This window comes from Nodosilinea sp. FACHB-141, from assembly GCF_014696135.1.
Taxonomy (GTDB): domain Bacteria; phylum Cyanobacteriota; class Cyanobacteriia; order Phormidesmidales; family Phormidesmidaceae; genus Nodosilinea.
Genome location: NZ_JACJPP010000011.1, coordinates 499,889 through 523,005 on the forward strand (window position 1 = coordinate 499,889; position 23,117 = coordinate 523,005).

General features: G+C 58.7%; 22 protein-coding genes and 1 tRNA gene. 9 read left to right on the forward strand and 14 right to left on the reverse strand.

What is annotated here, in order from left to right:
* Positions 1-59: 59 nt before the first annotated feature.
* Positions 60-1,655: a ferredoxin--nitrite reductase gene (locus H6F59_RS10775; RefSeq protein WP_190698826.1), complete on the reverse strand. Its 1,596-nt coding sequence runs from the start codon at positions 1,653-1,655 to the stop codon at positions 60-62.
* Positions 1,656-1,979: 324 nt separating this feature from the next.
* Between H6F59_RS10775 and H6F59_RS10780 the strand changes: the two genes are divergently transcribed.
* The 4 genes from H6F59_RS10780 (at position 1,980) to H6F59_RS10795 (ending at position 6,902) form a co-directional block, all read left to right on the forward strand.
* The gene (locus H6F59_RS10780; RefSeq protein WP_190698829.1) at positions 1,980-3,092 is read left to right on the forward strand and encodes a HEAT repeat domain-containing protein; all 1,113 of its coding nucleotides are present in this window, start codon (positions 1,980-1,982) and stop codon (positions 3,090-3,092) included.
* Positions 3,093-3,330: 238 nt separating this feature from the next.
* Positions 3,331-4,257 (forward strand): LysR family transcriptional regulator, encoded by a 927-nt coding sequence (locus H6F59_RS10785; protein ID WP_190698832.1) that lies wholly within the window; start codon positions 3,331-3,333, stop codon positions 4,255-4,257.
* Between the two features lie 46 nt (positions 4,258-4,303).
* Entirely contained in the window at positions 4,304-5,386 is a 1,083-nt protein-coding gene (locus H6F59_RS10790) for an anthranilate phosphoribosyltransferase family protein (protein WP_190698835.1), read from the forward strand.
* Between the two features lie 382 nt (positions 5,387-5,768).
* Positions 5,769-6,902, forward strand: coding sequence for an S-layer homology domain-containing protein (locus H6F59_RS10795; RefSeq protein ID WP_190698839.1), 1,134 nt, complete (start codon positions 5,769-5,771; stop codon positions 6,900-6,902).
* 61 nt (positions 6,903-6,963) lie between these two features.
* Here the strand turns inward: H6F59_RS10795 and H6F59_RS10800 are convergent, their stop codons facing one another.
* On the reverse strand, positions 6,964-7,626 hold the full coding sequence (locus H6F59_RS10800; protein WP_190524465.1) for a MarC family protein: 663 nt from the start codon (positions 7,624-7,626) through the stop codon (positions 6,964-6,966).
* A gap of 119 nt (positions 7,627-7,745) precedes the next feature.
* On the opposite strand from H6F59_RS10800, the gene H6F59_RS10805 reads away from it, so the two are divergent.
* Positions 7,746-8,396: a TraX family protein gene (locus tag H6F59_RS10805; RefSeq protein ID WP_242021384.1), complete on the forward strand. Its 651-nt coding sequence runs from the start codon at positions 7,746-7,748 to the stop codon at positions 8,394-8,396.
* Between the two features lie 142 nt (positions 8,397-8,538).
* Here the strand turns inward: H6F59_RS10805 and H6F59_RS10810 are convergent, their stop codons facing one another.
* From H6F59_RS10810 to xth, 12 genes are all read right to left on the reverse strand, one after another.
* Entirely contained in the window at positions 8,539-8,703 is a 165-nt protein-coding gene (locus H6F59_RS10810; RefSeq protein ID WP_190698842.1) for a hypothetical protein, read from the reverse strand.
* Between the two features lie 230 nt (positions 8,704-8,933).
* Complete coding sequence (locus tag H6F59_RS10815) at positions 8,934-9,395, reverse strand: SH3 domain-containing protein (RefSeq protein WP_190698845.1); 462 nt, start codon at positions 9,393-9,395, stop codon at positions 8,934-8,936.
* A gap of 74 nt (positions 9,396-9,469) precedes the next feature.
* Entirely contained in the window at positions 9,470-10,990 is a 1,521-nt protein-coding gene (locus H6F59_RS10820; protein WP_190698847.1) for an AAA family ATPase, read from the reverse strand.
* A gap of 108 nt (positions 10,991-11,098) precedes the next feature.
* A complete protein-coding gene (locus tag H6F59_RS10825; protein WP_190698850.1) occupies positions 11,099-11,614 on the reverse strand; it encodes a DUF177 domain-containing protein in 516 nt (171 codons plus the stop codon).
* A gap of 39 nt (positions 11,615-11,653) precedes the next feature.
* Positions 11,654-12,169: a R3H domain-containing nucleic acid-binding protein gene (locus H6F59_RS10830; RefSeq protein ID WP_190698853.1), complete on the reverse strand. Its 516-nt coding sequence runs from the start codon at positions 12,167-12,169 to the stop codon at positions 11,654-11,656.
* 3 nt (positions 12,170-12,172) lie between these two features.
* Complete coding sequence (gene yidC / locus H6F59_RS10835) at positions 12,173-13,321, reverse strand: membrane protein insertase YidC (RefSeq protein ID WP_190698856.1); 1,149 nt, start codon at positions 13,319-13,321, stop codon at positions 12,173-12,175.
* Positions 13,322-13,428: 107 nt separating this feature from the next.
* Positions 13,429-13,824 carry a PH domain-containing protein gene (locus H6F59_RS10840; RefSeq protein WP_190523368.1) on the reverse strand — a complete coding sequence of 132 codons (396 nt, stop codon included), beginning with the start codon at positions 13,822-13,824 and terminating at the stop codon, positions 13,429-13,431.
* Complete coding sequence (gene rnpA / locus H6F59_RS10845; protein WP_190698859.1) at positions 13,811-14,188, reverse strand: ribonuclease P protein component; 378 nt, start codon at positions 14,186-14,188, stop codon at positions 13,811-13,813. Before rnpA ends, H6F59_RS10840 begins: the two co-directional genes overlap by 14 nt.
* A gap of 99 nt (positions 14,189-14,287) precedes the next feature.
* On the reverse strand, positions 14,288-14,425 hold the full coding sequence (rpmH, locus tag H6F59_RS10850; protein WP_190523372.1) for a 50S ribosomal protein L34: 138 nt from the start codon (positions 14,423-14,425) through the stop codon (positions 14,288-14,290).
* 62 nt (positions 14,426-14,487) lie between these two features.
* A complete protein-coding gene (locus H6F59_RS10855) occupies positions 14,488-15,063 on the reverse strand; it encodes a DUF2808 domain-containing protein (RefSeq protein WP_190698862.1) in 576 nt (191 codons plus the stop codon).
* 214 nt (positions 15,064-15,277) lie between these two features.
* A complete protein-coding gene (locus H6F59_RS10860; RefSeq protein ID WP_190698867.1) occupies positions 15,278-18,571 on the reverse strand; it encodes a DEAD/DEAH box helicase in 3,294 nt (1,097 codons plus the stop codon).
* 221 nt (positions 18,572-18,792) lie between these two features.
* On the reverse strand, positions 18,793-19,581 hold the full coding sequence (xth, locus tag H6F59_RS10865; RefSeq protein WP_190698871.1) for an exodeoxyribonuclease III: 789 nt from the start codon (positions 19,579-19,581) through the stop codon (positions 18,793-18,795).
* 75 nt (positions 19,582-19,656) lie between these two features.
* Between xth and H6F59_RS10870 the strand changes: the two genes are divergently transcribed.
* The 4 genes from H6F59_RS10870 (at position 19,657) to H6F59_RS10885 (ending at position 23,024) form a co-directional block, all read left to right on the forward strand.
* A complete protein-coding gene (locus tag H6F59_RS10870) occupies positions 19,657-19,938 on the forward strand; it encodes a Precorrin-3B methylase (RefSeq protein WP_190523380.1) in 282 nt (93 codons plus the stop codon).
* 68 nt (positions 19,939-20,006) lie between these two features.
* Positions 20,007-20,079: transfer RNA gene (locus tag H6F59_RS10875), tRNA-Ala, on the forward strand.
* A 417-nt stretch (positions 20,080-20,496) separates the two neighbouring features.
* On the forward strand, positions 20,497-22,275 hold the full coding sequence (locus H6F59_RS10880) for a PAS domain S-box protein (RefSeq protein ID WP_190698874.1): 1,779 nt from the start codon (positions 20,497-20,499) through the stop codon (positions 22,273-22,275).
* Positions 22,275-23,024, forward strand: coding sequence for a response regulator (locus H6F59_RS10885; protein ID WP_190698877.1), 750 nt, complete (start codon positions 22,275-22,277; stop codon positions 23,022-23,024). Before H6F59_RS10880 ends, H6F59_RS10885 begins: the two co-directional genes overlap by 1 nt.
* Positions 23,025-23,117: the final 93 nt, after the last annotated feature.

Sequence of the window (23,117 nt, forward strand, 5' to 3'; positions counted from 1 at the left end):
TACGTTTGCCTCAAATGCAAACTGTGTGTCCTGGGGCCGTTGGCCAGCAGGACATTTTTTTAGTCCACCGTCACCATCACGCCATTGAGGTTGGCAGCGGTGCTCCTGGGCTGGGCACCGAAGTTTTCGATCAGCAGCGATCGCAGCACCCCGTGCAGCTCATCACAGGGAATACCCTGCTGCACCTTTTCGCCCAGGTGAGCCTCCTTACCCACCTTGCCGCCCATGAAAATATCCACCCCTTCTACGGTTTTGCCGTCCTTGCGCACCTTGGTGCCCATCAGGCCAATGTCGGCCACCTGGGGCTGACCGCAGGAGTTGGGGCAGCCCGTCCAGTGAATGCGCACCGGCTGCGATAGGGCGAGTTCTGCGTCTAGGGCTTCGGCCAAAGCCACGGCGCGCTGCTTGGTCTCCACTAGGGCAAAGTTGCAGAACTGTGACCCGGTGCAGGAGACCAGCGATCGCGTCAGCGCCGAGGGGGCGATCGAAAATTTCTCCAGCAGCGGCTCTTGCCGCAGCACCGCCAGCCGCGAGTCGGGCACGTTGGGAATAATCACATTTTGCTCGACCGTCAGGCGCAGTTCGCCGCTACCGTAGACCTCCGCCAAGCGGGCCAAGTCAAACAGATCGCTGGCCTGCAATCGCCCCACCGGAATGTGCAGCCCCACGTAGTTGAGCCCCACCTGCTTTTGGGCATAGATGCCAATGTGGTCGCGCTTATCCCAGTCCATTTCATCCTTGGGCGCAGCCGACAGCAGCGGTTGACCGTAGGCAGTCTCCACCGCCGCCCGAAATTGATCCATGCCCCATTCGTCAATCAGCCACATCAGACGGGCCTTTTGCCGATTTACCCGCGGGCCATGGTCGCGGTACACCTCGAGAATGGCGCGGCACAGCTCCACGACGCTGTCGTCGTCGGAGGGCACCCAGGCGTTGAGCGGAATGGCGGCCTCACAGCGGCGGGCAGAGAAAAAGCCCCCTACCACGACGTTAAAACCCAGCACGCCTTCTCGGTAAGCAGGCACGAAGGCAATGTCGTTGATTTCCGCGTGGATGGAATTGTCGCGCCCGCCCTCAATAGCGATATTGAATTTGCGGGGCAGATTGCTAAAGGCCGCATTACCTTCGCCATTGGCGGTGATCATGTCTTGAACTTTGCGCACCAGCCCCTGGGTGTCTATCAGCTCGTCGGCGTCAAGGCCCGCTACGGGCGACCCGGTGATGTTGCGCACGTTGTCCATGCCCGACTGAATAGAGGTCAGACCTGCCGCGTGCATGCGCCGAAAAATATCGGGAATGTCTTCGAGTAAAATGCCGCGCAGCTGAAGATTTTGTCGGGTGGTAATGTCGGCACTGCCATCTTCGCCGTAGCGCTGGATGATCTCTGCCAGGGTGCGGGCCTTGTAGCCGTTGAGCAACCCGTTGGGCAGCCGCAGCCGCAGCATAAACTTGCCGGGCGTCACCGGGCGAAAGAAGATGCCCAGCCATTTGAGCCGATGGGTGAGGTCGGTGTCGTCTACGGCTTCCCACCCTAGCTGAGCAAACTGCTCCAGCTCATGCTTGACTAGCAGACCGTCTTTGTCGGCCTTAAACTGTTCAAACTTGTTGAGTTTGGCGGTGGCCGCTGTGCTGGCCGTGTTTATAGAAGTGGTCACTGGTACACCGTTGTAGCAAGACGTTTACCGACGCATCCCTAACTGGTGAAAGTCTCCCAGTCTCCCCTAGACGCTACTGCCTCAATCGCTACAGAACGATCGAGATCAGCCTAGGGTTAGGTGTGGCTAGCCTAGAACCGCTCTAGGGAGGCTTTTGTATAGACTCATACGTTTTTTGAAGCACCATGCAGGCTCCGCAAGAGGCGGCTGCGCGAACTGCATAGTCAAACCTCGGGAAACCCAGGTTTAGGTCCTATGGTGTAGAAGGCCGGTTCCCGCCGATGCCAGTTCCAGAGCTAACCCAGAGCCAACTAGGAGCGCCCTGTGTCCTCTTTTGATCAGTTTGCGGTTTCATCATCTCCATCGGAGGCGGCCCGAACTACGGTAGCAAAGTTGGGCGCCGGAGACTTCCACGATCGCTGGGAGCAGTCGCGCCAGGTCGCCGATCTGGGCGATGCGGCCTTAGACGATCTGCTGGCTATGCTTCAAGACAGTGAGTGCGATTGGGAAGCCCGCTGGTTTGCAGCCCGCGCTTTGGGAGAGTTCGATCGCCCCGAGGTAATTGCCGCCCTGGTCAACACCTTTGCCACTACGACCGATGAAGACCTGCGCCAGGCGATGGCAGCGGCCCTAACTCAGATTGGCCCTGGGGCGATCGCCGCCTTAGGTGAGCAACTCGCTCAACCCGAGCTACGACCTGCGGCGGTGCAGGCCCTAGCCCGCATTCACCATCCCGCCACGATTCCTTGGCTAAAGCTGGCGATGGCTGATGCGCGATCGCCCGTGCGAGCTACTGCTCTCGATGCTCTCAGCGCCTTTGCCGACCTCACTCTGCTGCCCATAGTGCAGCAAGGCCTAGCAGATCCGGCGGCAGCGGTGCGGGCGGCGGCGATACGGGGGCTGCTGGGACTGCGATTGGGCCTGCCTGCTCAACAGCTAATCGACGCTCTCACGCCGCTGCTCGGAGACGCAGATGAACGGGTTGCCCAGCAGGCCGCCTATGCTCTAGGGCGGTTGTCAAGTGCGGCGGCGGCAGCGCCTCTGCTACAGCTACTGCAAGCCCCCGGCACCCCTGAAGCCCTACAGATTTTTGCTGTGCAGGCCCTGAGCTGGCAGAATACCGCCACGGCTTTAGAAGGCCTGATCCAAGCCTGGGACTGGTTGGAGCTTCCCGCTCGGTTGGCCCTGGTGCAGGGGCTAGCTGCTGTGGCCTCCGACCAGCGGTCGCGGGCCACAGCAGCCCTGGCGAACTGGCTACAGCTGTTGCCGCCTACCGCTGAAAACAGCACCCTGCGTCGCCACCTGGTGCTGGCCCTAGGGCAGGTCGGCGACTCCGTGCTGGAGTCAGAGCTGCGATCGCTGCTGCACGACCCAGACCCTGGGGTGCAGCTCCACGCTGAGGCGGCCCTGCGTCAGCTCCAGACCCAATCTGTCTAATCGCTTTTAGCCTGCTGCTGGGGAAGACTTAAGGACGAAGCACTGGCCAGGCAATGGCTAGAGTAAACTGGCCTGGCTTGCGGCTCGCCGCTTTTCGCCAAGAACCACGGCGGCCTAAACCGGGTATCGCTACTTTTGATACCAAGTGCGGGAGTGCGATCTGCTAATCAAGACAAGGGCGGTCCAACGAAACCCCGTTGGGCCGTTTTGCTAGCAGCCGTGTGGATACCTGTCAAAAATGCGCATAGAACAGCTCCAGGCGTTTCTATCGGTGGCTGAAACCGGCAGCTTTCAGTCGGCGGCGCAGCAGTGCGCGGTGACGCAGTCCACCGTCAGTCGCCAGGTGCAGGCCCTGGAGGCCGAGCTCGATGCGCCGTTGTTTCACCGGGGCGCCCAGGCCAAACTCACGGTGGCCGGAGAGCGTCTGCTGCCCAAGGCCCGACGCATCTACCAAGACTGGATGCAGGTTTCTAAAGATATCGCCGATCTGATGGCCGGTAAGCAGCCCGAACTCTGCGTGGCGGCGATTCAGTCGGTGTGCGCCACGGTGCTGCCACCGGTGCTCCAGCAGTTTTGCTCAGAGTATCCCCAGGTGCAGCTGCGGGTGACGGCTCTGGGCAGCGATCGCTCCCTCAAGGTGCTGCGCGACGGCCTGGTTGATTTGGCCATCGTGATGGATAACCCCCGCCTTACCACTCAGCCCGAAATGGTTGTCACGCCGCTCTTTGAGGAGTCAGTTGAGGTGCTGATGGCAGGCCACCACGACCTGGCTCGCCAGCCAGTCATTTCCTGGGAGATGCTGGCCCGGTTTCCGCAGATTGTCTTTAAAGATGGCTACGGCATGGCGCGGCTGGTGCAGCAGCAGTTTCAAGACCGGGGCGAAGAGTTTAACCCAGCGATGGAGCTTAATACCCTCGACGCCTTTCGGGCGGTGATTCGCCAGGGTAATTTTGTCGCGCTGCTGCCCCAGTCGGCTCTAGCCGACTGCCACGATGACCCCACCCTAGCGGTGCGCCCCACCGAAGCGCCGGTGCTGACCCGCTCAGTGGTGCTAGTGACTACCCGCGATCGCCTAGTGATTCCCCCGATCCAGCGGTTTCACGACCTGGTGCAGAGCCTGGCCACCCCCATTCGCCCTAGACCCGCAGCGGTGTCTTACAGTTAGGTAATCATCCTTTACGAACCCCTTGTTCCCAGGGTCAGCAGTCTCTATGAGCCATGAGTTTCGGGATTTGCTCAAGCAAGTTGGCAGCGGCAGCCACACCTCCAAGGCGCTGACCCGCGCCGAAGCCGCTGCCGCCACCCGCATGATGCTGACCCAAACCGCTACCCCAGCCCAGATCGGTGCATTTATGATTGCCCACCGCATCAAGCGCCCCACTGTTGATGAGCTGGCGGGCACCCTGGATGCCTACGAAGCGCTGGGGCCTACCCTGCCCGCGATCGCCCCCGACAGCGCCTACAGCCGCCACGCTCTGGTGCTGAGCTGCCCCTACGACGGGCGATCGCGCACTGCCCCTGTCACCCCGATCACGGCGCTGGTAGTAGCGGCAGCCGGGGTACCGGTGGTGATGCACGGGGGCGATCGCATGCCCACTAAAGAAGGCATTCCACTGATTGAATTGTGGCAACAGTTGGGCGTTGACCTGTGCCCCCACAGCCTAGAGCAGGCCCACACCCTACTCAACCGCACCGGCCTGGGTTTTGTCTACCTGCCCCAGCACTTTCCGCTGGCCCATGGGCTGGTGCTCTACCGCGAGCAGATCGGCAAACGCCCCCCCTTTGCCACAGTAGAGCTGCTGTGGTCGCCCTACGCTGGCCCACACACCCTGGCGATGGGCTTCGTGCACCCGCCCACTGAGGAGTTTGCCAAGGGCACCTTTGCCCTGCGCGGCCAAACCGACTGGATTACCGTTAAGGGGCTAGAGGGTAGCTGCGACTTGGCGCGGGGCAGAACGGCGATCGTTGGGGTCAACCACCCTGGCCAGACCGATCGCCTGCTGCTGCACCCCCGCGACTATGGTCTAGAGGGCGACGATGTGGAGCTGGGCGATGAGCTGACGCTGGGCGATCGCCTGCTAGACGTTCTGGCGGGCGGTACCACAGAACTTGCCAAGACTGCTCTGTGGAATGCCGGGTTTTACCTGTGGCAGGGCGGCGTGGCCGATTCTCTCGCAGGGGGCTTGGCCGAGGCCCAAACGCTACTGGCTACCGGTAAAGCACTGGCTAAACTAGAGGAATTCCGCCAGCAATCTGCCGATTTGACCCAGCCTCTCATCTACAGCCACAGTTAAATTACCGCAGAGTGAACCAATACTGTCTGTTGGCGTTTTCGACATTAATTAAAGATCAAGCCGGCATTTGCCGCCATAAATCAAGGGAAAACTCAGTTGACAGGAGTATTCTTGATCAAGTAGCGGAAAAGTCTCTGATAGAAACAAAATTCCGCTGCTTATCAAAGAATCGTGAAGGTTGCATAGGATTTCTATAAAGTGCCTCTGGCCCTGCAACACCTGGGTTTTGGGCGCGTCATGGAAGTTCAGCAATGAGGAGCATTGCGATTTCGATCGATGAGATGGGCAGACTGCGGATGTTGCACATGTACATGGTGCTACAAGAGTGTCTGTCTACCGCATCACTATTACACTCCAAAGACTCTACGGGGAATGAACGAGAATGACTCAAACTAACTGGGCTAAGCTACTGCGGGTAGCACCGCTTTCGGCGCTTTTGGCTACCTTGACCGTCGGCAGTGCGGCAGCGATCGCCCTAGCCGCCGAAGGGCCTATTCAAAATTTCAACTGGCTCAAAGATGAAGCCCTGCTCGACCAGGCTCTCGATGCAGCCCACACCAAAGACGATGACGACGACGATGATGACGATGACGGTGATGACGTCGAATCGGGCGAAGTCATCTACCAGCAGCAGCGCACCACGACCACGACGACCACCACCGTCAACCAGGTCAGCTTTAGCGATATTTCCACCAACTACTGGGCCAGCAACTTTGTCTATCGCCTCTCGGCCATCAAAGTCGTCAGCGGATTTCCCAGCGGAAATTTTCTGCCGAGCAACAATCTCACCAAAGCCCAGTATGCGGCGATGATTGCTCAGGCCTTTGATATGCCTGCTTCGCGTCAAACTGTCACCCTGCGCAACGTCAACCGCAGCTACTGGGCCTACAGCGCCATCCAAAAAGCCTACTCCATGGGCTTTTTAGAGGTCTCCAATGGGACGTTTGACACCAACGGCACCATGACCCGTCTCGACATGTTGGTGATGCTGGCCCGAGGGCTTAACATTACCCAAGTCACCTCTGGGCAGTCGGTCGATAGCCTGTTGAGCATCTTCAGCGATGCCAACCAGATCCCTAGCGAGTATCGCGTCATTATCGCGGCTCTGGTAGAGCGCGGCATTTTGGTGAACTATCCCACCATCACCCAGCTAAACCTGTTTGGGGTGGTTTCTCGCGCTGAAGCCTGTAGCTTTGTCTATCAGGCCCTGGCCTACATGGGCAAGGTCGAAACCGTTGAGTCGGCCTACATCGTCAACAGCAGCAACTTTTCCAATCTGACTGAAACCATCACCAACACCACCGAAACCACTACCGAAACCACCGAGACTACCACCGAAACTGGTGAGGTGGATATGGGTGATGACGACGACGATGATGATGACGACGATGATGATGATCGCAGACAGAACTGCAACCAGGGCATCGGCAATGGTGCAGAGGGCTGTGACCCCGGCAACTCTCGCCCCCACGGCGGCAGCAATGACGAGGGTGGTCGCACCCCCGGCAACCGCTAGTCTACGTTCTCTGTCCTTATAAGTGTTACAAGACGCCCTGCGGGGCGTCTTTTTTTTGCGTTTAAGAATCAGGGGTGGGGGTATCAATGCCAAAGGCTTGGGCAGGGGGCAGCTGTAGCAGACTGAGCAAGCCATCTAGCATGTACTGCACAGCCAAGGCTGCCAGCAGCACCCCCAGCACTCGGGTCACAACGTTAATGCCAATTTGGCCCAGCACCTTGGCCAGCGGCCGCGACAGCAGCAAAAACAGATAACACAGCAGCAACACCACCGCCGCTGCCGCTAACACCACACTCAGGCCCAGGTAATAGTTAGTTGACTCCCGCGACAGCACCAATATGCTGGCTAAGCTGCCCGGTCCGGCAATCAACGGAATTGCCAACGGAAACACGCTGACATCCTGCTTGGTACCCGCTTCCTGTGCTTCGGCTTCGGTTTCGCGCTCCTGGTGCACAAAGATCATGTCGAGGGCGATCTTAAACAACAAAAACCCCGCCGCAATTTGAAAGGCTTGCAGGCTGATGCCCAGGTTGTGCAGCACGTAGGCCCCCGTCAACCCAAAGGCTAAAAGAATGCCTGCCGACACCGCCACTGCTCGGGTGGCGATCTGGGTTTGCTCGGTCTCGGTGCGATCGCTCACCAAAGCCAGGTACAAGGGCGCTAGCCCCACCGGGTCGATCACCACAAACAGAGTTAGAAAGGCTTTGGCAAACAGCGGCAAAATGATCGGCATGGGGAGCGCTCAGAAGACTGCCTCAAATCTACCGCTGTTCGGGGTAAACGGTCGCTCTCCCTTGTGTTAGATCAAGGGTATAGATCACCGGTCCAAACAGGTTTGAGCTATTGCAGTCAAGACCCAGCGATTTCCCCAAGGGGTTAACTAGCTACCAGATCAAGGTTCTAGCAGCGGTAACCATGCTGGTGGATCACATCGGCGTGGTGTTTTTTCCTGAGGCGATCGCATTTCGAATTATTGGGCGGATCAGCTTTCCGCTGTTTATCTGGCTGCTGGTACAGGGTGAGGCCCACACCAAGCATGTGGGGCGCTACGGTCTGCGGTTGGCGTTGCTAGGCGTGGTGTCTCAGCCTATCTACCAAGTCACCTTTGATGAGGCCCGGCCCAATATTCTGTTTGAGCTGCTTTTGGGGCTGATCTGTCTGCGGTTAGCTCGGGGGTTTCCCAAACTTCAGCTGCCCATCTGGATTGGGGGGGCGGGTTTGAGTGAACTGCTGGCTATGGGTTATAGCAGCTACGGCATTGGGCTAATTGCCCTCACCCGCTACTACCGCCCCACGGTGCTGTGGTGGTTGGCTTGGATTGGTTTTCATCTGCTTTGGGCCTGGATAGAAGGGCCGTTTCAACTGCCGGCGATCGCAGTCCCCCTAATCTTCTGGCTGGCCAATGGGGAGCGAGGACCCAAGGCGCGATGGTTCTACGCCTTCTATCCTGGCCATTTAGCTCTACTGTGGCTCATTCAGCAGAGTTTGCACTAACGGCAGGGGACAACCTCTTACGCTCTGAGGGCCAGGGGAATTCACGTCTGCGGCACCGCCTAGCAATAACCCCCACCATCAGCAGTTGCTTTGCCGCCCGGCAGGGGTACTGATTCAGGATAGAGGCGGTTTAAGCCGGGTTCTACAAAAAGTGGTCGATCGCTACTGCTGAAACGGCCGCAAATACGGTGATTCCTAGGCCCACAAACGGATTTTGCCCCTGGGCAACCGCAAAGCTAGTAATCACGCCAGCCCCTAGAGCCGCGATCGCAACGGAGCCAATCCAGTCTTTTTGTAGGTTATGCATGGGTTCTCAAAAGTGGGGTATAACGCACAAGAATTGAGCAGCCGTTGTGTGTAGAAACTGCGCACCCAACCCTAGGGCTGTTCAGACCTCACGCTATCACCCTGGCCGAGTCCAAACGAAACCGCAGCGAGGAACTGATACCAAGCTTAAGGCTTGGTTAGATTAATTAACATTCCTCCCATAGAAGGAGCAGGCTCAACGGCAAAATCAGTCTTAGGAGAGGGGTTGGGCTATTCGACACGGCGGGTATTGCCTGCCTTGACCCAGCCTTCCTGACCGTTAGACACCACCCGCACCTTGACCCACGACTTGTCGGCGGGTTCTTCAAGCACCACCACCGCTTCGTTGACATCCACGCCCCCCACTTGGGGAAACTCGACACCGGGACCTTCGCGCATGACTAGGCCAATGGGCTGCACCACCGTGGCGTTGTAGTCACCAGGCTCGAGGGCGGGCTCTGCCGGCGGTTCCGCTGGGGCCGGCGGGGCTTCGACTACAGGCTCGGCAGGTGCTTCTGGAGCAGCCTCTGGGGCTGGGGTCGGCATTTCATCGCCATACAATGGTTTGGGCGGCAGCACCGACAGGCGACCCATGAAGTAACGGGCGGTGGCCACCCCCGCCATTGACAGCAGAATGAGGGCGATCGCCATGCCCAAGATTAATTTGGATAGGCCAATGAAAAATCCTTTCATGGAGGCAGCGGGCCGGAGATAAGGTCTACAGGTTGCTAATGGTACAGCACCTCTTGGCAATCGGCATCGGGAAGCTAATCGCTACTGGGAAGAGTGGGGCGAAATCGAGGGTCGATGCCGCTGCGGGAGGCCATGCGGGCTTTACCGGCCGCTGCCCAGGCTTGCAGCGCCTCAATTTGCTCTTGGGCAGTGCGGGCTAGAGGCACCATTTCGCTGGCGGCGGTGAGAATGTCGTCGGTGGTGAAGTCGCGGTTTTGGCTAAAGCCCAGGTGCATAGCTTCGACGATCGCCTGTTCGATCTCAGCCCCTGAGAAGTCGGGGGTTTCGTAGGCCAGCCGGGTGGTGTCAAAGGTTTTGAGGGTGTGGGGCCGCAGGCGTGAGAGATGGACCTCAAAAATGGCCTGGCGATCGCTCTGGCTGGGCAGCCCGACAAAGAAAATTTCGTCGAAACGACCCCGGCGCAGCATCTCTGGCGGCAGAGCCTGAATGTTGTTGGCGGTGGCCACCACAAATACTGGGGAGGTTTTCTCCGCCATCCAGGTGATGAAGGTACCAAAGACCCGGCTAGCGGTGCCCGAGTCGCCCCGGCCATCCATGCCCGCAAAGGCTTTGTCGATTTCGTCAATCCATAGCACGCAGGGGGCCAAGGCTTCCGCCAGCTGAATCATTTGGCGGGTGCGGGCCTCTGACTCACCCACCAGGCCGCCAAACAGCCGGCCCACGTCGAGGCGTAGCAGGGGCAGGTGCCAGTGGTGGGCGATCGCCTTGGCAGTCAGCGATTTGCCCGTGCCCTGAATGCCCAGCAGCAGCAGCCCGCGCGGATGGGGCAGGCCGTACTGGCGCGCTTTTTCGGAGAAGGCGGTACCTCGCTTGAGCAGCCAGTCTTTGAGGTTGTCGAGGCCACCGATGTCAGAGATCTGCTCCCTGGCCGGGTAGTAGTCAAGAATTTGGGTCTGGCGAATGCTTTGGCGCTTTTCGTCGAGAATCAGGTCGAGATCGTTGGGGTCAAAGGCTCCATGGGCAGCGATCGCCCGAGACAACACCCGCCGAATGCGCTCTAGCGACAGCCCCTGGCAGGTGCGCACAACCTCCTCTAACATCGCTGGCGGCAGGTTCGTGCCGGTCGAGCCCAAGAGCTGCTGCACCTCGTGCCGAATGGCGGCGGCATCGGGCAGGGTAAACTCCAGCACCGTCACGGTCTCGCTCAGCTCGTCGGGAATGGTGAGCTGGGCGGAGAGAATGACCAGCGTCTTGGGTTGGGCCTTGAGCCGGCGGGCCAGGTTGCGCAGTTTACGAGAGATGGCAACGTCATCTAGAAAACGGTGAAAGTCGCGCAGCACAAAGATGGCTGGAGCCGTGGCGGGCAGCTTTTCCACCAGTTCTAGCGCTTGCAGGGGGTTGCGCTTGCCAAAGCCGGCGTCGTTGAGGTTGCCCTGGTAGCCATCCACAAAGTCCCAGGTGTAGAGGGCACGGTTGCCCTGCTGGGTGGCGCAGGCCGCGATATCGGCCTCAGCCCGCTCTTCCTCGGCGGTGGCGATGTAGATAATCGGGTAGCGGGCGCGAATCAGTAAGCCCAGTTCGTCGGTAAAACCCATGTCAGCGCGACTCAGTTATCCCATAATGCTCGGTTGATGTCTCCAGCCTATCGGATTTTAAGGAGTCTCTGATTCTCTCGTGAGCATGAAGCTGTAGACTTCTGCTCTTTAGCAATCGGGCTGGTTGAGCTGCTGCTGAAGCTGAGTCAGGGCGGCCCAGCGGTGGTCTACGGGTTGGGCGGCGGCTGTCCCCTGCCCTCGCAGCTCAATACCGGGGCAGTCTTCGTCGCAGATCTGAGGCATAGGTAGCGACAGACAGATCTGTTCGTAGACCCAGGTTTCAGGGTAGAAGTGACCGTTGGGGGGCAGGGTTTCGAACAGGTCCTCCACCGCCACCTCCCGTTCTAGCGGCAGGGTGGCAGGGTCGGGCTCATTCTCAAGCCAAATCAGCTCCTGAGCCGACAGCGCTACGCGGTGGTTGTAGGCCTGCAGGCAGCGATCGCAGGTCAGCGTCACAATCGTGTCGGCTCTGGCTTTGACCTCCAGATAGGTACCCTGGTGGGTAATCGTCATCTCGCCCCGCACGGGGGTTAAAGTCTCCAGCTCCGCCAGGTGCTGGTCAAGCTCAACGGTGAGAGTCTTCTCAGGCCGCTGTAGCAAGTGGGGGATATAAACTTTCTCCATTGTTTTTGCCTCCCATGGCTCGCGCTATCTCTGTGCGACCTAGCCGTCCGTAGCCTCGTTGTCCTGCTGCCCAGCTAAGCAGACCACCAGGCGGCGATCGGGCTCGCGGCCCCGGCTGAAGGTGGCCAATCCCTCGTGGGCCGACATGAAGTGGTGCATTTGCCGCCGCTCCGCGGACGAGAGCCCCTGAATTTCATACTCCTCACCGCTAGCCAGCACACGCTCTGCGGCCTCGGCAGCCATGGTCTTGAGTTCTTCGAGCCGCTTGGCTCGGTAGCCCGCTAGCTCGATAGTAAAGGCTTGCTGCTCTTCCTGCCCTTTGCCCAAATTGAGCGTGGTGTTGGCCAAATATTGAATTGAGTCAAGCACCGTGCCGCCGTCGCCGATCAACGCCTGCACCTGCTCGGGCGACAACGTGTCTTCAGCAATGGTGAGCCAGCAGCTCTCCCCAGACTCGTCTTCGACCGGGTGGGCGGTGACAGTGCTGGTTAGCCCCTGCATGGTGAGCAGAGTCGTCAACCAGTTTATGCCAGCGGTAGCAGCATCGGTGACCATAAGTTACGCCTTTTTCTTCTTGCTACGTCCGGGCTCAAAGGGCAGGGTCTGCCGATTGTCCTCGGTCTTGACAGTTTCGGCATCGACGATTTTTTGCAGATTCTCAGGCAGGGGCTCCCGCGAAAGAATGAACGTCTGCAGGGTCTGGAAGATGTTTGCAATCAGCATGTACATCAGCACCCCAGCTGGTAGAGGAAAGAACAGAAACATGCCGGAGAAGATGATCGGCGTGAACTTGTTAACAGCCGCCTGTTGAGGGTTGTCGCTAGTGGTAGAGCCCTGGCCCGAGAGCACCTGGTTGAGGTACAGGCTGGCTCCAAAGCCCAGAATCATAATCAAAATATCCCAGTGAATAGCACCGTCTTCACCGGTTACACCAATCCGACCCAGGGCTTTGATAAACAAGAACCCTTTATTGGCGGCCAGACCGGGAGCCTGCACCCGCACGGTCGCCTCACCAGGAGCCAACGCGGTGATGTGACCTTCAGCATCGACCGCGACGACATCCTCACCCTTGGTGATTTCCCATTTGGGCTGGAAGCTGTCTACGTCTTCGTTGTACTGGGAAGCCAGAGCTTCAATGGTTTCGCCGTCGGCGGTTTGCAGGCGCACATCGGTTTTTTCGCCCACCACGAGCTTGTTGCCACCGGGCATCACCGCCGAGATGGGGAAGTGAGAGCCGTCAGACACGTAGATGGCCTTGGGGGGTGTAGTAAACACCTGGGGCTGAATCTGCTCAATTTTTTCTTGGGGAAAGACCTGAACGTTGACGTCGTAGTTGATGTCAGAGAACGGCGACCCCCGCAGGGTGGCAAACAGGGCAAAGAGAATGGGCATTTGTAGCAGCACCGGGAAGCAGCCCGCCAAAGGGTTGCCAAACTCTTTGTAAACCCCGCTCATCTCCTCTTGCAGTTTGGTGGGGTTGTCTTTGTAGCGCTCTTGGATCTCTTTAACGCGCTTTTGCATCAAGGGCTGGGCTACCTTCATGCGGCGCATGTTGCGAATGGAGCCCGCGTTGAGGGGATACAGGGCAAAGCGAATTACCAGGGTGAGGGCCACAATGGCTAACCCGTAGCTGGGCACGATTCCATAGAAAAAATCTAGGATCGGCAACATGATGTTGTTAGTCAGAAATCCAATTCCAAAATCCATGGGCACCTGAACCCTGCTACAGGGGATACGACGTTAACTGCTCAGTTACCTAATCTACCCCATCGTTGGGGAGGCAAGCCGCCCCAACGGGTTGGGATTGCCGTAAGTTAGCTCTTGCTAGAGGTGCCGCTGACGGCTTCAGCTGCTGGAGAGATGCGCTCGTTCATATATTCGTACACCTCGCGAAAACGGGGCATAGAGCGCAGTTCTAGGCGGCTGCCATCTTTGAGGGTGACGACCATATCGCCCCAGAGGCCCAGCCCGCGAGGCACCGTGACAATTTTACTAATTTCGTTGTAAATCAAGTCGGTGCGCTCGCGCCCCATCCAACCGCCGGTTACCGACAGCCGCCGGCTAGTGATGCGGTAGCGCAGCCAGAGGGCGCGGGTAATGGCTCCAACCGTGAGGGGAAGGCAGATAATCGTGAAACCCAGCAAAATATTGAAAATCAAATCGCCAATGTGGGGGCCGCCCTCATAGAACACATCCTCACGAATGCCCATGGAATACCTCTAGCTTGGTAAACAACTGCTCCAATTCTCGCAAAAATTCGCCATATTCGCACTCGGCCGCCTCGGGCTTGAGGCTGATGACGATCCACTGAGCGGGATGCAGGCGGGGCAGTAGGGTGCGGAGAGCGGCGCGCACTCGCCGCTTGAGGCGGTTGCGCACCACGGCTCGCTTGTGCACCTTGAGGCTCACAACAATGCCGATTCGCGGCGCAGGGTCGTTGGGTACCCCGGCCTTGGCCGCAGGGGGGACTGACCACACGCGCAACAACAGGTGAGCAGAGACCGCTTTTCTGCCCTGCCGATAGACCTGGGAAAAATCTCGCGATCGCCGCAGCCGATGGTGTTTGGGCAGCACTACCGATCCTCAACGCGCAACAATAGCCCTAGAGCTTAAGGTAGCCCCAGGGCTATGCAATGATCTACGAACGATGAATGAGGTAAACCCCAGCCAGCGCTAGACTGCGAGCTTGGCCCGACCCTTGCGGCGGCGAGCTTTAATCACCTCCTGGCCGGTGTGGGAGCGCATACGAGCGCGAAATCCGGAGGTTCGCTTTTGCTTTCGGTTGGTGCCCTCTAGGGTGCGCTTGCTCATGGCTTAGTCTCTGCCTGTTCTGCTAAAAAGTCACGGTCTCATATAATAGCACCCGCTGGCTCCTAGCGGCTGTGGTCGCTGTCAGAAGCAATTTCCATAGGCCAGGTGCCAACGTACTGGTTGACCACGTCGCCCTGGTACATCATTCTCAAATTGAAATAGTGGTAGCCGTAGCGCCGGGGGTTGCGCACGTCGGAGAGCACCACCACCAGGTCAGTGTTGGCCTCGATCGGCTGCTCAGGGATGATTTCAATACGGTTTTCGTCCTGAATCCAGTCGGCAGCTTTGAGCGGAATGACTTCGCCACCACGCCAGTCGCCCTTGCGTAACTCGATGGCGTTGGGGTCAAACCGACCGCCTACTTCGGTAAAGGCATCGGGGTAGTCAATTTCTAGGGAGATGACATCGCGCGGCAGCTTGGTGCGCATGATGTTGAGGTAGTAGCGGGAGTTGGTGCTGAAGGGATAGTTGAAATCGATCATGTATCTGAGGCGATATTCAACCTCAACGCCGCCAAAGATGGTCAGCCCGTTCTGGGCCTGAGTAGGTTGGATCAGCGCAGTGCTGAGGCCGACCGCTGTGGCCACAGCGACCAACCCCAGGGCGGCCAATTTAAAAAATTTCTTAAGGGATATCATGGTGTACCTCCAATGAAAACTGTCTGGCCAGGTAGCTTGGGGCAACCAATCTAGGCCACCCATCACAATAGCTCTATGGAGCCTAAAGGCACACTCCGTCTGTGCCAGTGGTGCAACCGGGCTCCTAATATCGGGGAATTCCCGGGGAATTAGCTCTTAAACCCGCTCCTAATCCTACCATTCAGCCTTTGTTGCTTAAGACTGGTCGTCGCGGCTACTCGCCGTCGTCGTCGATGATGGCGTTGCGATCGAGCAGCAGCAGGTTGCGCAACTGGTCAGTGTCGAACTCGGTGAGCCAGCCTTCGCCTGCACTAACTACCTGCTCGGAGAGGGCTTTTTTGCTTTCGATCATCTCGTGGATGCGCTCTTCGAGGGTGCCGGTGGTGACGAATTTGTGCACCTGCACGTTGCGGGTCTGGCCAATGCGGAAGGCGCGGTCGGTAGCCTGATTCTCGATCGCCGGGTTCCACCAGCGATCGTAGTGGAACACGTGGTTGGCGCGAGTGAGGTTGAGGCCTACTCCCCCTGCCTTCAACGACAGAATAAATAGTCGCGGTGCGGCGGGGTCGTTCTGGAAGCGCTCGACCATGGCCTCGCGCTGATTTTTGGTAGTGCTGCCGTAAAGAAACAGCGCCTCTTGGCCCAGATAGGACTGCAGATGGCGTTGGAGCAGCTTGCCCCACTCGGCAAACTGAGTGAAGATCAGGGCGCGATCGCCCTCGGCAATCACTTCCTCCAGCATTTCATCGAGCCGCTGGAGCTTGCCCGATCGCCCCTTTAACCCCAAGCTTGACTCCTGCAAAAACTGAGCCGGGTGGTTGCAGATCTGCTTCAGCCGGGTCAAAAGAGCGAGAATTTGCCCCTTGCGCTGCACTCCGGTGGCGTCATCAAGGGTTTCTAACGCCGCATCGACGGTCTGCTGGTAGAGGTTGGCCTGCTCGGCCGAGAGCCCGCAGTAGACGCTCATCTCCTGCTTTTCGGGCAGGTCTTGAATGATGCTGCGATCGGTTTTAAGGCGGCGTAAAATAAACGGCTGCACCAGACCCTTCAGCGCCTTAAGGGAGGCCACATCGCCATAGCGCTCGATGGGTGTGGCAAAGCGCCGTTGGAAGAAATTCTTTGGCCCTAGGTAGCCGGGATTGAGAAAGTCCATAATCGACCACAGCTCACCTAGGCGGTTTTCTACTGGGGTGCCGGTCAGGGCAACGCGGAACTGAGCCTCGATCTGGCGGGCCGCCTTGGACTGCTTGGCGTCCGAGTTTTTGATGTTTTGAGCTTCGTCGAGCACCAGGCAGGGCCAGCTCACCGACTGGAGGGGTTTGAGATCTCGGTAAATTAACGCGTAGCTGGTGATCACTAGGTGCTTGCCCTGCACGGCTTTGGCAAAGCTGGCCCCCTTGGGGCGGCGATCGCCGTGGTGCACCAGGGTTTTAAGCTTAGGGGCAAACCGTTTGACCTCCTTTTCCCAGTTGCCTAGCACTGAGGTGGGGCACACCAGCAGTACTGGAGTCTCAAGCCAGCCGTTGTCTTGCAGGTAGAGCAAAAAAGCAATCAGCTGAATGGTCTTGCCCAGGCCCATGTCGTCGGCCAGACATGCCCCTAGGCCCCACTGTTCTAAAAACGCCAGCCACGACACCCCGCGCGCTTGGTACGGCCGCAGCTTGCCTTTGAAGCCACTGGGGGCCTCCATTTCTTCAAGGGTTTGGTTGCCAGTGGTGAGGGTTTCAATCAGGGTTTGCAGCGCCCCGGTGGCCTCAAAGCTGACTACCGGCAGCCGGTCGATTAGCTGGGTGTCGCCGGTGCTAATTCGCAGGGCGTCTTCCACCGAAAGAGGCGTGGCGGTCTTTTGCCCCGCTAAGAATTGCCGGGCCGCCTTCACATCCTGAGGCTTCAGCTCGACCCAGCGCCCGTTGATTTCGACCAGCGGTGAGCCCTGGTTGATCAACTGCTCGAACTCGGCGGCGGAGAGGGTTTCCCCGGCGATCGACAGCTCCCAGCGAAAGTTGAGCAGGCTCTTGAGGCCGAGCCTCTGCCGCTGGTTTTGGGGCGGCACCTCCGCCTGCACCTTGAGGCCCAATCGTCCGGCTCCGTCTTCGGCCGTTTGGGCCAGACCAGGGGGAAGTTGTACCTCGACGCCGTTGTCTTGCAGCTGCCAGGCCGAGGCCTTAATAAACTGGTACGCCTGGATCGGATCGAGATTGCAGTGGGCCGGATGCTGCTGACGCAGACTCTCGCGAATCGGTTCGTACAGCCGGGCGGCTCGCCCCAAGGCTCCTAGTAGGGTTTCTTGAGGTGATTTGAGGGTTGCCCCCTGGTGATGCAGCTCGTCTACGGGATGCTGCCAGATCAAATCTGCCCCTATCTGCCAGTCGGGGTTAGCAGCTGACTGAATCTGGTACAGAAGCTGCCAGGGCTGCTCGAGCTGTGGGGGTGGCTGTAGCACTAAACGCAGGCGAAACTGGGTAGCGGGATCTTCCGCCAGGGTCTGTAGCGGCGTGGTCCAGGTGGTGAGGGCCTCTTGCAGACGAGCGGCGGCGGCGGCGGGGGCCTCTAGGGTACCTTCTGGCTGGCTTAGGGCCTGAAGCCACGGCTGTAGTGGTAGCTCTTTGCTGAGATTGGCCAGACCGCTGGGGGACTGTGCCTGGGCAACTTGGCGCACTTGGTGGTCGACCAGGGCAGCTAAAAAGGTGAGTAGCTGAGGCTGAGGGTCGAGGAGGGGAACCCCACAGCCTAGGGGAAGCTCGCCCTTGGCAATGGGCGGCAAATGAGTGCGAGAAATCAGAGGCATGGCTCGCGCGAAATTGCGCAGTCGCTCCTGGTCGGGGGCGCTATCAAGCAGGGGGTGCCAGCCCGCCGCCAGGGTTTGACTAGTAAGCTCTAGGCCCGGCAAAAACTTGCCCCGAGCCAGAAGATTGAGCCCCCAGCGAGCAATGTGGCCCCAGTAGCGCAGGTCAGCTCCGATTTCGCCGGGGCCAGTGAGAGTTTGCTGTCCCAGGGGCAAAGCCAGCAGCATCGGCAAAAAGTCGGCTATTCCCAGGTGCCATCCCTGCACTTGCCAGGGGTGAAGCACCGTATTGGCCTGAGCCGAATCGTCAGTCTGGGCATCGACTCGGGCTGAATGGACTGGCACGAGGGCCGATGGCGTAATCTGGGCGGGCAGCGGCAGGGCCAGCTCTCCCCAAATCGGGCCGATGGCGCGCGTCGCTGCTTTTGGCCCACGTGATGCCCCTCGCCTACCGCTGCTTTCCGGTGCTTTTTTGGCGCTTTTGCCAGTGCCCGCCGCCTTGGTTAACGCCTCTGGAAATAGCTCCCCAGTCGCAGAGCGGCCTACCAGCTGCTTTTGCATGGCGGTGAGCACCTGAGCTAGGTCGGTTTGAGCCAGGGAGTAGGGATGGAGGTGCAGGCCGTCCCAGGGGGCGAGCCCATCCGGTGGCAGGGGCTGCCAGGCTTCGGCCCAGAGAAAGAACTGCTGCGCCTGGGGAACCCAACTGACGTGTAGTATTGCCATTAGCCCTGTATCTACGACTCGCTCAAAAGTTTGGCATGGGTTGGGAGCAGGTAGATAGGGCCAGTTGCCCCCCAATTTCGGGTCAAACGCCAGTAAATACTCCGGCGGGTAAGCCCATTTCCAATGCCCCGTCCTCGGTTACACCTGGTGTGCAGAAAACCTGCTTAGTTCGCCTATCTTACCCTCTCCGGCTGGCCCTAACTGGGTATCCCCTTGAACCTTTAGGCATATTCCATAATGACCGGGGTGTGGTCGCTGGGTTTCTCCCAGCGGCGAGGTTCGAGGTCAATGGTGCAGCTGAGGGCGCGATCGCTCAACCCCGCCGACAGATAATGATGGTCAATGCGCCAGCCCATATTCCGCTGAAAAGCGGCGGTTCTATAGTCCCACCAGCTAAAGTGACCCCCCTCATCGTTAAATAGGCGAAAGCCATCCTTGAGCCCTACCGCCATTACCTCCTTGAGCGCCTCTCGCTCGGTGGGCGAAGACATAATGTGTTTCTCCTTGCCTTCGGAGTTGTAGATATCTTTGTCTTCAAGGGCGATGTTGAAGTCACCGCAGACGTTCAAGTTGGGATGCTCGGTGAGTAGGGCAGCCAAATATTCTTTTAAGCAGGCTAGCCAGCGCAGCTTGTACTCGTACTTTTCGCTGCCAACAGAACTGCCGTTGGGCACGTAGAGGTTCACTATATAGATGTCGTCCCACAGCCCGGCGATCACCCGCTTTTGGTCATCTAAGTCGCCGACCCGATCTTCCCCCAGCACGGGAGCAAAGCCGTATTGCACCTTATCTAGGGGCTGACGACTGAGCAAGGCTACTCCGTTATAGGACTTTTGGCCGTGGATATAGGCGATGTACCCCAGCTCGGAAAATGCGGCGGTCGGAAACGTCTCGTTGACCACCTTGGTCTCTTGCAGGCACAGCACGTCCACCGGATTGGTTTGCAGCCACTGGGTCGCATGGTCGAGGCGCGATCGAATGGAGTTAACGTTCCAGGTGGCAACTTTCATAGAGGGCGGTAAGGTGAAAAGAGATAGTCACAGTGTTCTAGCTTAAGGGCTTGACTGCCCAAAAGGATCGCGCCCGTGCCGCCAGAATCTCCCCTTGAGGGAAAAGCTTTAGTTAAGGAAGTGTGTCGCCGCATTCGGCTAGCTCGCAGCTATTGGGATGCTCACAACAACGCGGCCTGCCGGGGTGAGCGAGAAAAGGCGCTAGCCCTCTATAACACGCTGACCAAGGAGCAAAAAGACGAGATTCCTCAAACCCTGCGAGTGTGGCTGCGCTACCGCAGCGAGAAATATTTTGGCGCGCATCAAACGCAGCCAGGGAATAAGGGGCGATCTGCTAAGGGCCGAGGTAAGAAGTAGACAGGGGTTTTGGTAGAATACTGGCAAGTTCAGGGAAGTTAGCTCAGTAAAGGTGCATCGCACAACAAGGGGAATTAGCTCAGCTGGTAGAGCGCTGCGATCGCACCGCAGAGGTCAGGAGTTCGAATCTCCTATTCTCCATCTTTGAAAACACCTCAAACCATTACGCAACAAGGAATACATCCTTTGTTGCGTTTTTATATTTTGGCTACTTTTAGATCGATTTAGGCCGTTTTAGGCACTTTGGGAACTCTTGGGCACTCTCGGAAACCCTTATGGTTAAGTGTTTTGAAGGCCTTTTTGATGCATTAGTACTATGCTCAGAGGTGCTAGACACTGCGGTCAGGCTCCTATCGTAATAAGTAGATTCCAAAAACTTAATAAGAGCACAGGTTCGGTTTTAGTCAGAAGAGACCGCTAATCCTGCGATGGCGAGTTGACGGATCGAACAAGAAAGTGTTGTGAAGTTGCCCAAGTTCATCACCCACCGGCACCCCTACCCGCTTTGAGCAAAAGGTAGACGATGGCGGGCGCTGGTACGAAGTCTATGTCTTTCGAGTGGGAGACCCGGCCCGGCGCCAGATCGGCATCTTGTTTAACGACATCAGCGATCGCAAGCAGGCGGCCCTCGCCCTTCAGCGCCAGATTCAGCAAGAATATCTGCTCAACGACATCAACGAGGATATTCGCCAATCTCTCGATCTAGAGGCGGTACTGGCACGGGCAGTGGAGCGCAGCCGGGTGGTGCTAGAAAGCGATCGGGTGGTTGTGTTTCGGTTGGTAGGCAGTGAGGAGGGCCAGGTGATTACCGAATCGGTGGGTAGCGAGTTTGCGCCAATTCTCGGCAGCACCATTCACGACCCCTGCTTTAGCGATCGCTATATTGAGGTCTATCGCCAGGGCCGAGTAGGGTCGATTGATGACTTAGAGCAGGCCGATATCGAGCCCTGCCACGCCAACTTGCTGCGGCAGTTTCAGGTCAGGGCCAACCTGGTGGTGCCGATTTTGCGTAGTGAGGCCGGGCCGGATGGCGACCACCAGAACACCGATCTCTGGGGTCTGCTGATTGCCCATCAGTGCGCCGCTCCCCGCCAGTGGCAGCCCGCCGAAAAGGCTCTGCTCAAGCGCATTGCCAGCCAAACCAGCGTTGCCATTCAGCAGTCAGAGCTCTATGGCCAGGTGCTGCAAGAACTCCAGGAGCGTGAACGGATGCAGCAGGTGCTGCAGGAGAGCGAGACCCGATTTCGCACCCTCAGCGCCCCCATTGGCATTGGCCAGATCGACAATCAGGGGCGCTGCGTCTACACCAACGCCCGCTGGCAGGCGATCGCGGGGCTGAGCGCCGAAGCCTCTTTGGGAAAGGGCTGGCTGCAGGTGGTGCATCCCGAGGATCAGCCCCACCTGGCCCTCGTCTGGGAAGAATATCTGGCCGGTCGTCGCCCGCGCCTGCCCGAGTCTCGCCTGCTCACCCTCCAGGGTGACCTGCGCTGGGTCGAGGGGGCGATCGCCCCCATCCATACCGCCACGGGCGACATCAGCAGCTACGTCAGCACGGTCGAAGACATTACCCAGCGCAAAGAGGCCGAGCGCCAGCTGCGGCAGCTGGCGGCCCTGCTCGACATCGCCTCTGACGCCATTTTTGTGCGCGACCTCGACCACCGCCTGCTCTACTGGAACCACGGGGCCGAACGTCTCTACGGCTGGAGTACTGACGAGGCCCTCGATCGCCCGGTGCACGATCTGCTGGACGGCGATCTGCCCCAGCTAAACAGCATTATGCAAACCCTCTATATCGAGGGCGAGTGGCGTGGCGAGCTGCATGAGGTCACTAAAACCGGCCAGTCAGTGATCGTATCGGCCCGCTGGACCTTGGTGCCCGATGAGGCGGGTCAGCCCCGCTTCATTCTCTCGGTGGAGACTGACATCACCGAGAAAAAAGCGCTCGAAGCCCAGTTTTATCAGGCCCAGCGGCTAGAGAGCCTGGGTCGCCTCTCCAGCGGCATTGCCCACGACCTCAACAATGTGTTTACCCCCATTTTGACCATGACCCAGATGCTGCGCTATAGCCAAAAGGGCCTCAGCGGCAATGCCCAAGAGCAGCTGCGCCTGCTCGAAGACAGCGCCAAACGGGGCATCAGCATGGTGCAGCAAATCTTGTCGATCACCCGCTCCAGTAGTGGGGTACACACCGAGGTTGACCTGTCGCCGCTGCTGCAAGACCTCAGCCGCATGCTGGAGCAGAGTTTGCCCCGGCAGATCACGTTGCGACAGGTGGGGTTTGAGCCTGGGGCAGCGTTGCCCCAGGCTCAAACCCCACCCACCTGCACCAGGTGCTGATGAATCTCTGCGTCAACGCCCGCGACGCCATGCCCGATGGGGGCACGCTCACCATTGCCGCCGAGCCAGTGGCGATCGATGCTGCCACCGTGACCATTCACCCCGATGCCCAGGTGGGCCAGTATCTGCGGCTGACCGTGGCCGACACGGGTACGGGCATTGACCCGGCGGTGCGCGATCGCATCTTTGACCCCTTCTTCACCACCAAGGGCCAGGATCAGGGCACCGGGCTGGGGTTGGCCACGGTGATGGGCATCGTTAGAAGCAGCGGGGGCTTTGTGCGGGTCGAGAGTGCGGTGGGGCAAGGCACCCAAATGCAGGTCTATCTGCCTGCCCTATCTACCACCCAGGGCGACAGCCCCCAGGCTGCCGGACCAGAGACTCCCTCGTCGGGCCAGGGAGAGATGATTTTACTGGTCGATGACGACGACTCGGTGCAGCAGGCCGTGCGATCGCTGCTGGAAAACTACAACTACAGCCCCCTGATCGCCAGCGACGGCCTAGGGGCGATCGATCTCTGTGCCCAGCACCAGCCCACCCTAGTAGTGCTCGACATCATGATGCCCGGCATGGATGGCTTCACCCTGATTCAGCGCCTCAAGCACCGCCAGCCCGACCTTTTGATCATTGCTACCAGTGGTCTAGCTACCTACCAAGCGGCTGCGATCGCCGCTGGAGCCAAGACTTTTTTGCCCAAGCCCTACGATTTTCGCGATCTGCTCAAGACCATAGCCGACCTGCTGCGTTAACCCTCTTTCGCTTTGACTTCGACGAGCCGCTCGAACCCGTCCATCGTTTGTTATGGCTAAGCGTTAGCGACCAGCTCACCCACTCTGTTGGTT

Bases quoted from the DNA above. Each gene is read 5' to 3' on its own strand.
- xth (WP_190698871.1), bottom strand. From the start codon at position 19,581: ATGAAAGTTGCCACCTGGAACGTTAACTCCATTCGATCGCGCCTCGAC.
- H6F59_RS10830 (WP_190698853.1), bottom strand. From the start codon at position 12,169: ATGGTCACCGATGCTGCTACCGCTGGCATAAACTGGTTGACGACTCTG.
- H6F59_RS10855 (WP_190698862.1), bottom strand. From the start codon at position 15,063: ATGATATCCCTTAAGAAATTTTTTAAATTGGCCGCCCTGGGGTTGGTC.
- H6F59_RS10790 (WP_190698835.1), top strand. From the start codon at position 4,304: ATGAGCCATGAGTTTCGGGATTTGCTCAAGCAAGTTGGCAGCGGCAGC.
- H6F59_RS10785 (WP_190698832.1), top strand. From the start codon at position 3,331: ATGCGCATAGAACAGCTCCAGGCGTTTCTATCGGTGGCTGAAACCGGC.
- H6F59_RS10795 (WP_190698839.1), top strand. From the start codon at position 5,769: ATGACTCAAACTAACTGGGCTAAGCTACTGCGGGTAGCACCGCTTTCG.
- H6F59_RS10810 (WP_190698842.1), bottom strand. From the start codon at position 8,703: ATGCATAACCTACAAAAAGACTGGATTGGCTCCGTTGCGATCGCGGCT.
- H6F59_RS10885 (WP_190698877.1), top strand. From the start codon at position 22,275: ATGAATCTCTGCGTCAACGCCCGCGACGCCATGCCCGATGGGGGCACG.
- yidC (WP_190698856.1), bottom strand. From the start codon at position 13,321: ATGGATTTTGGAATTGGATTTCTGACTAACAACATCATGTTGCCGATC.
- H6F59_RS10815 (WP_190698845.1), bottom strand. From the start codon at position 9,395: ATGAAAGGATTTTTCATTGGCCTATCCAAATTAATCTTGGGCATGGCG.
- rpmH (WP_190523372.1), bottom strand. From the start codon at position 14,425: ATGAGCAAGCGCACCCTAGAGGGCACCAACCGAAAGCAAAAGCGAACC.
- H6F59_RS10840 (WP_190523368.1), bottom strand. From the start codon at position 13,824: ATGGGCATTCGTGAGGATGTGTTCTATGAGGGCGGCCCCCACATTGGC.
- H6F59_RS10820 (WP_190698847.1), bottom strand. From the start codon at position 10,990: ATGGGTTTTACCGACGAACTGGGCTTACTGATTCGCGCCCGCTACCCG.
- H6F59_RS10860 (WP_190698867.1), bottom strand. From the start codon at position 18,571: ATGGCAATACTACACGTCAGTTGGGTTCCCCAGGCGCAGCAGTTCTTT.
- H6F59_RS10825 (WP_190698850.1), bottom strand. From the start codon at position 11,614: ATGGAGAAAGTTTATATCCCCCACTTGCTACAGCGGCCTGAGAAGACT.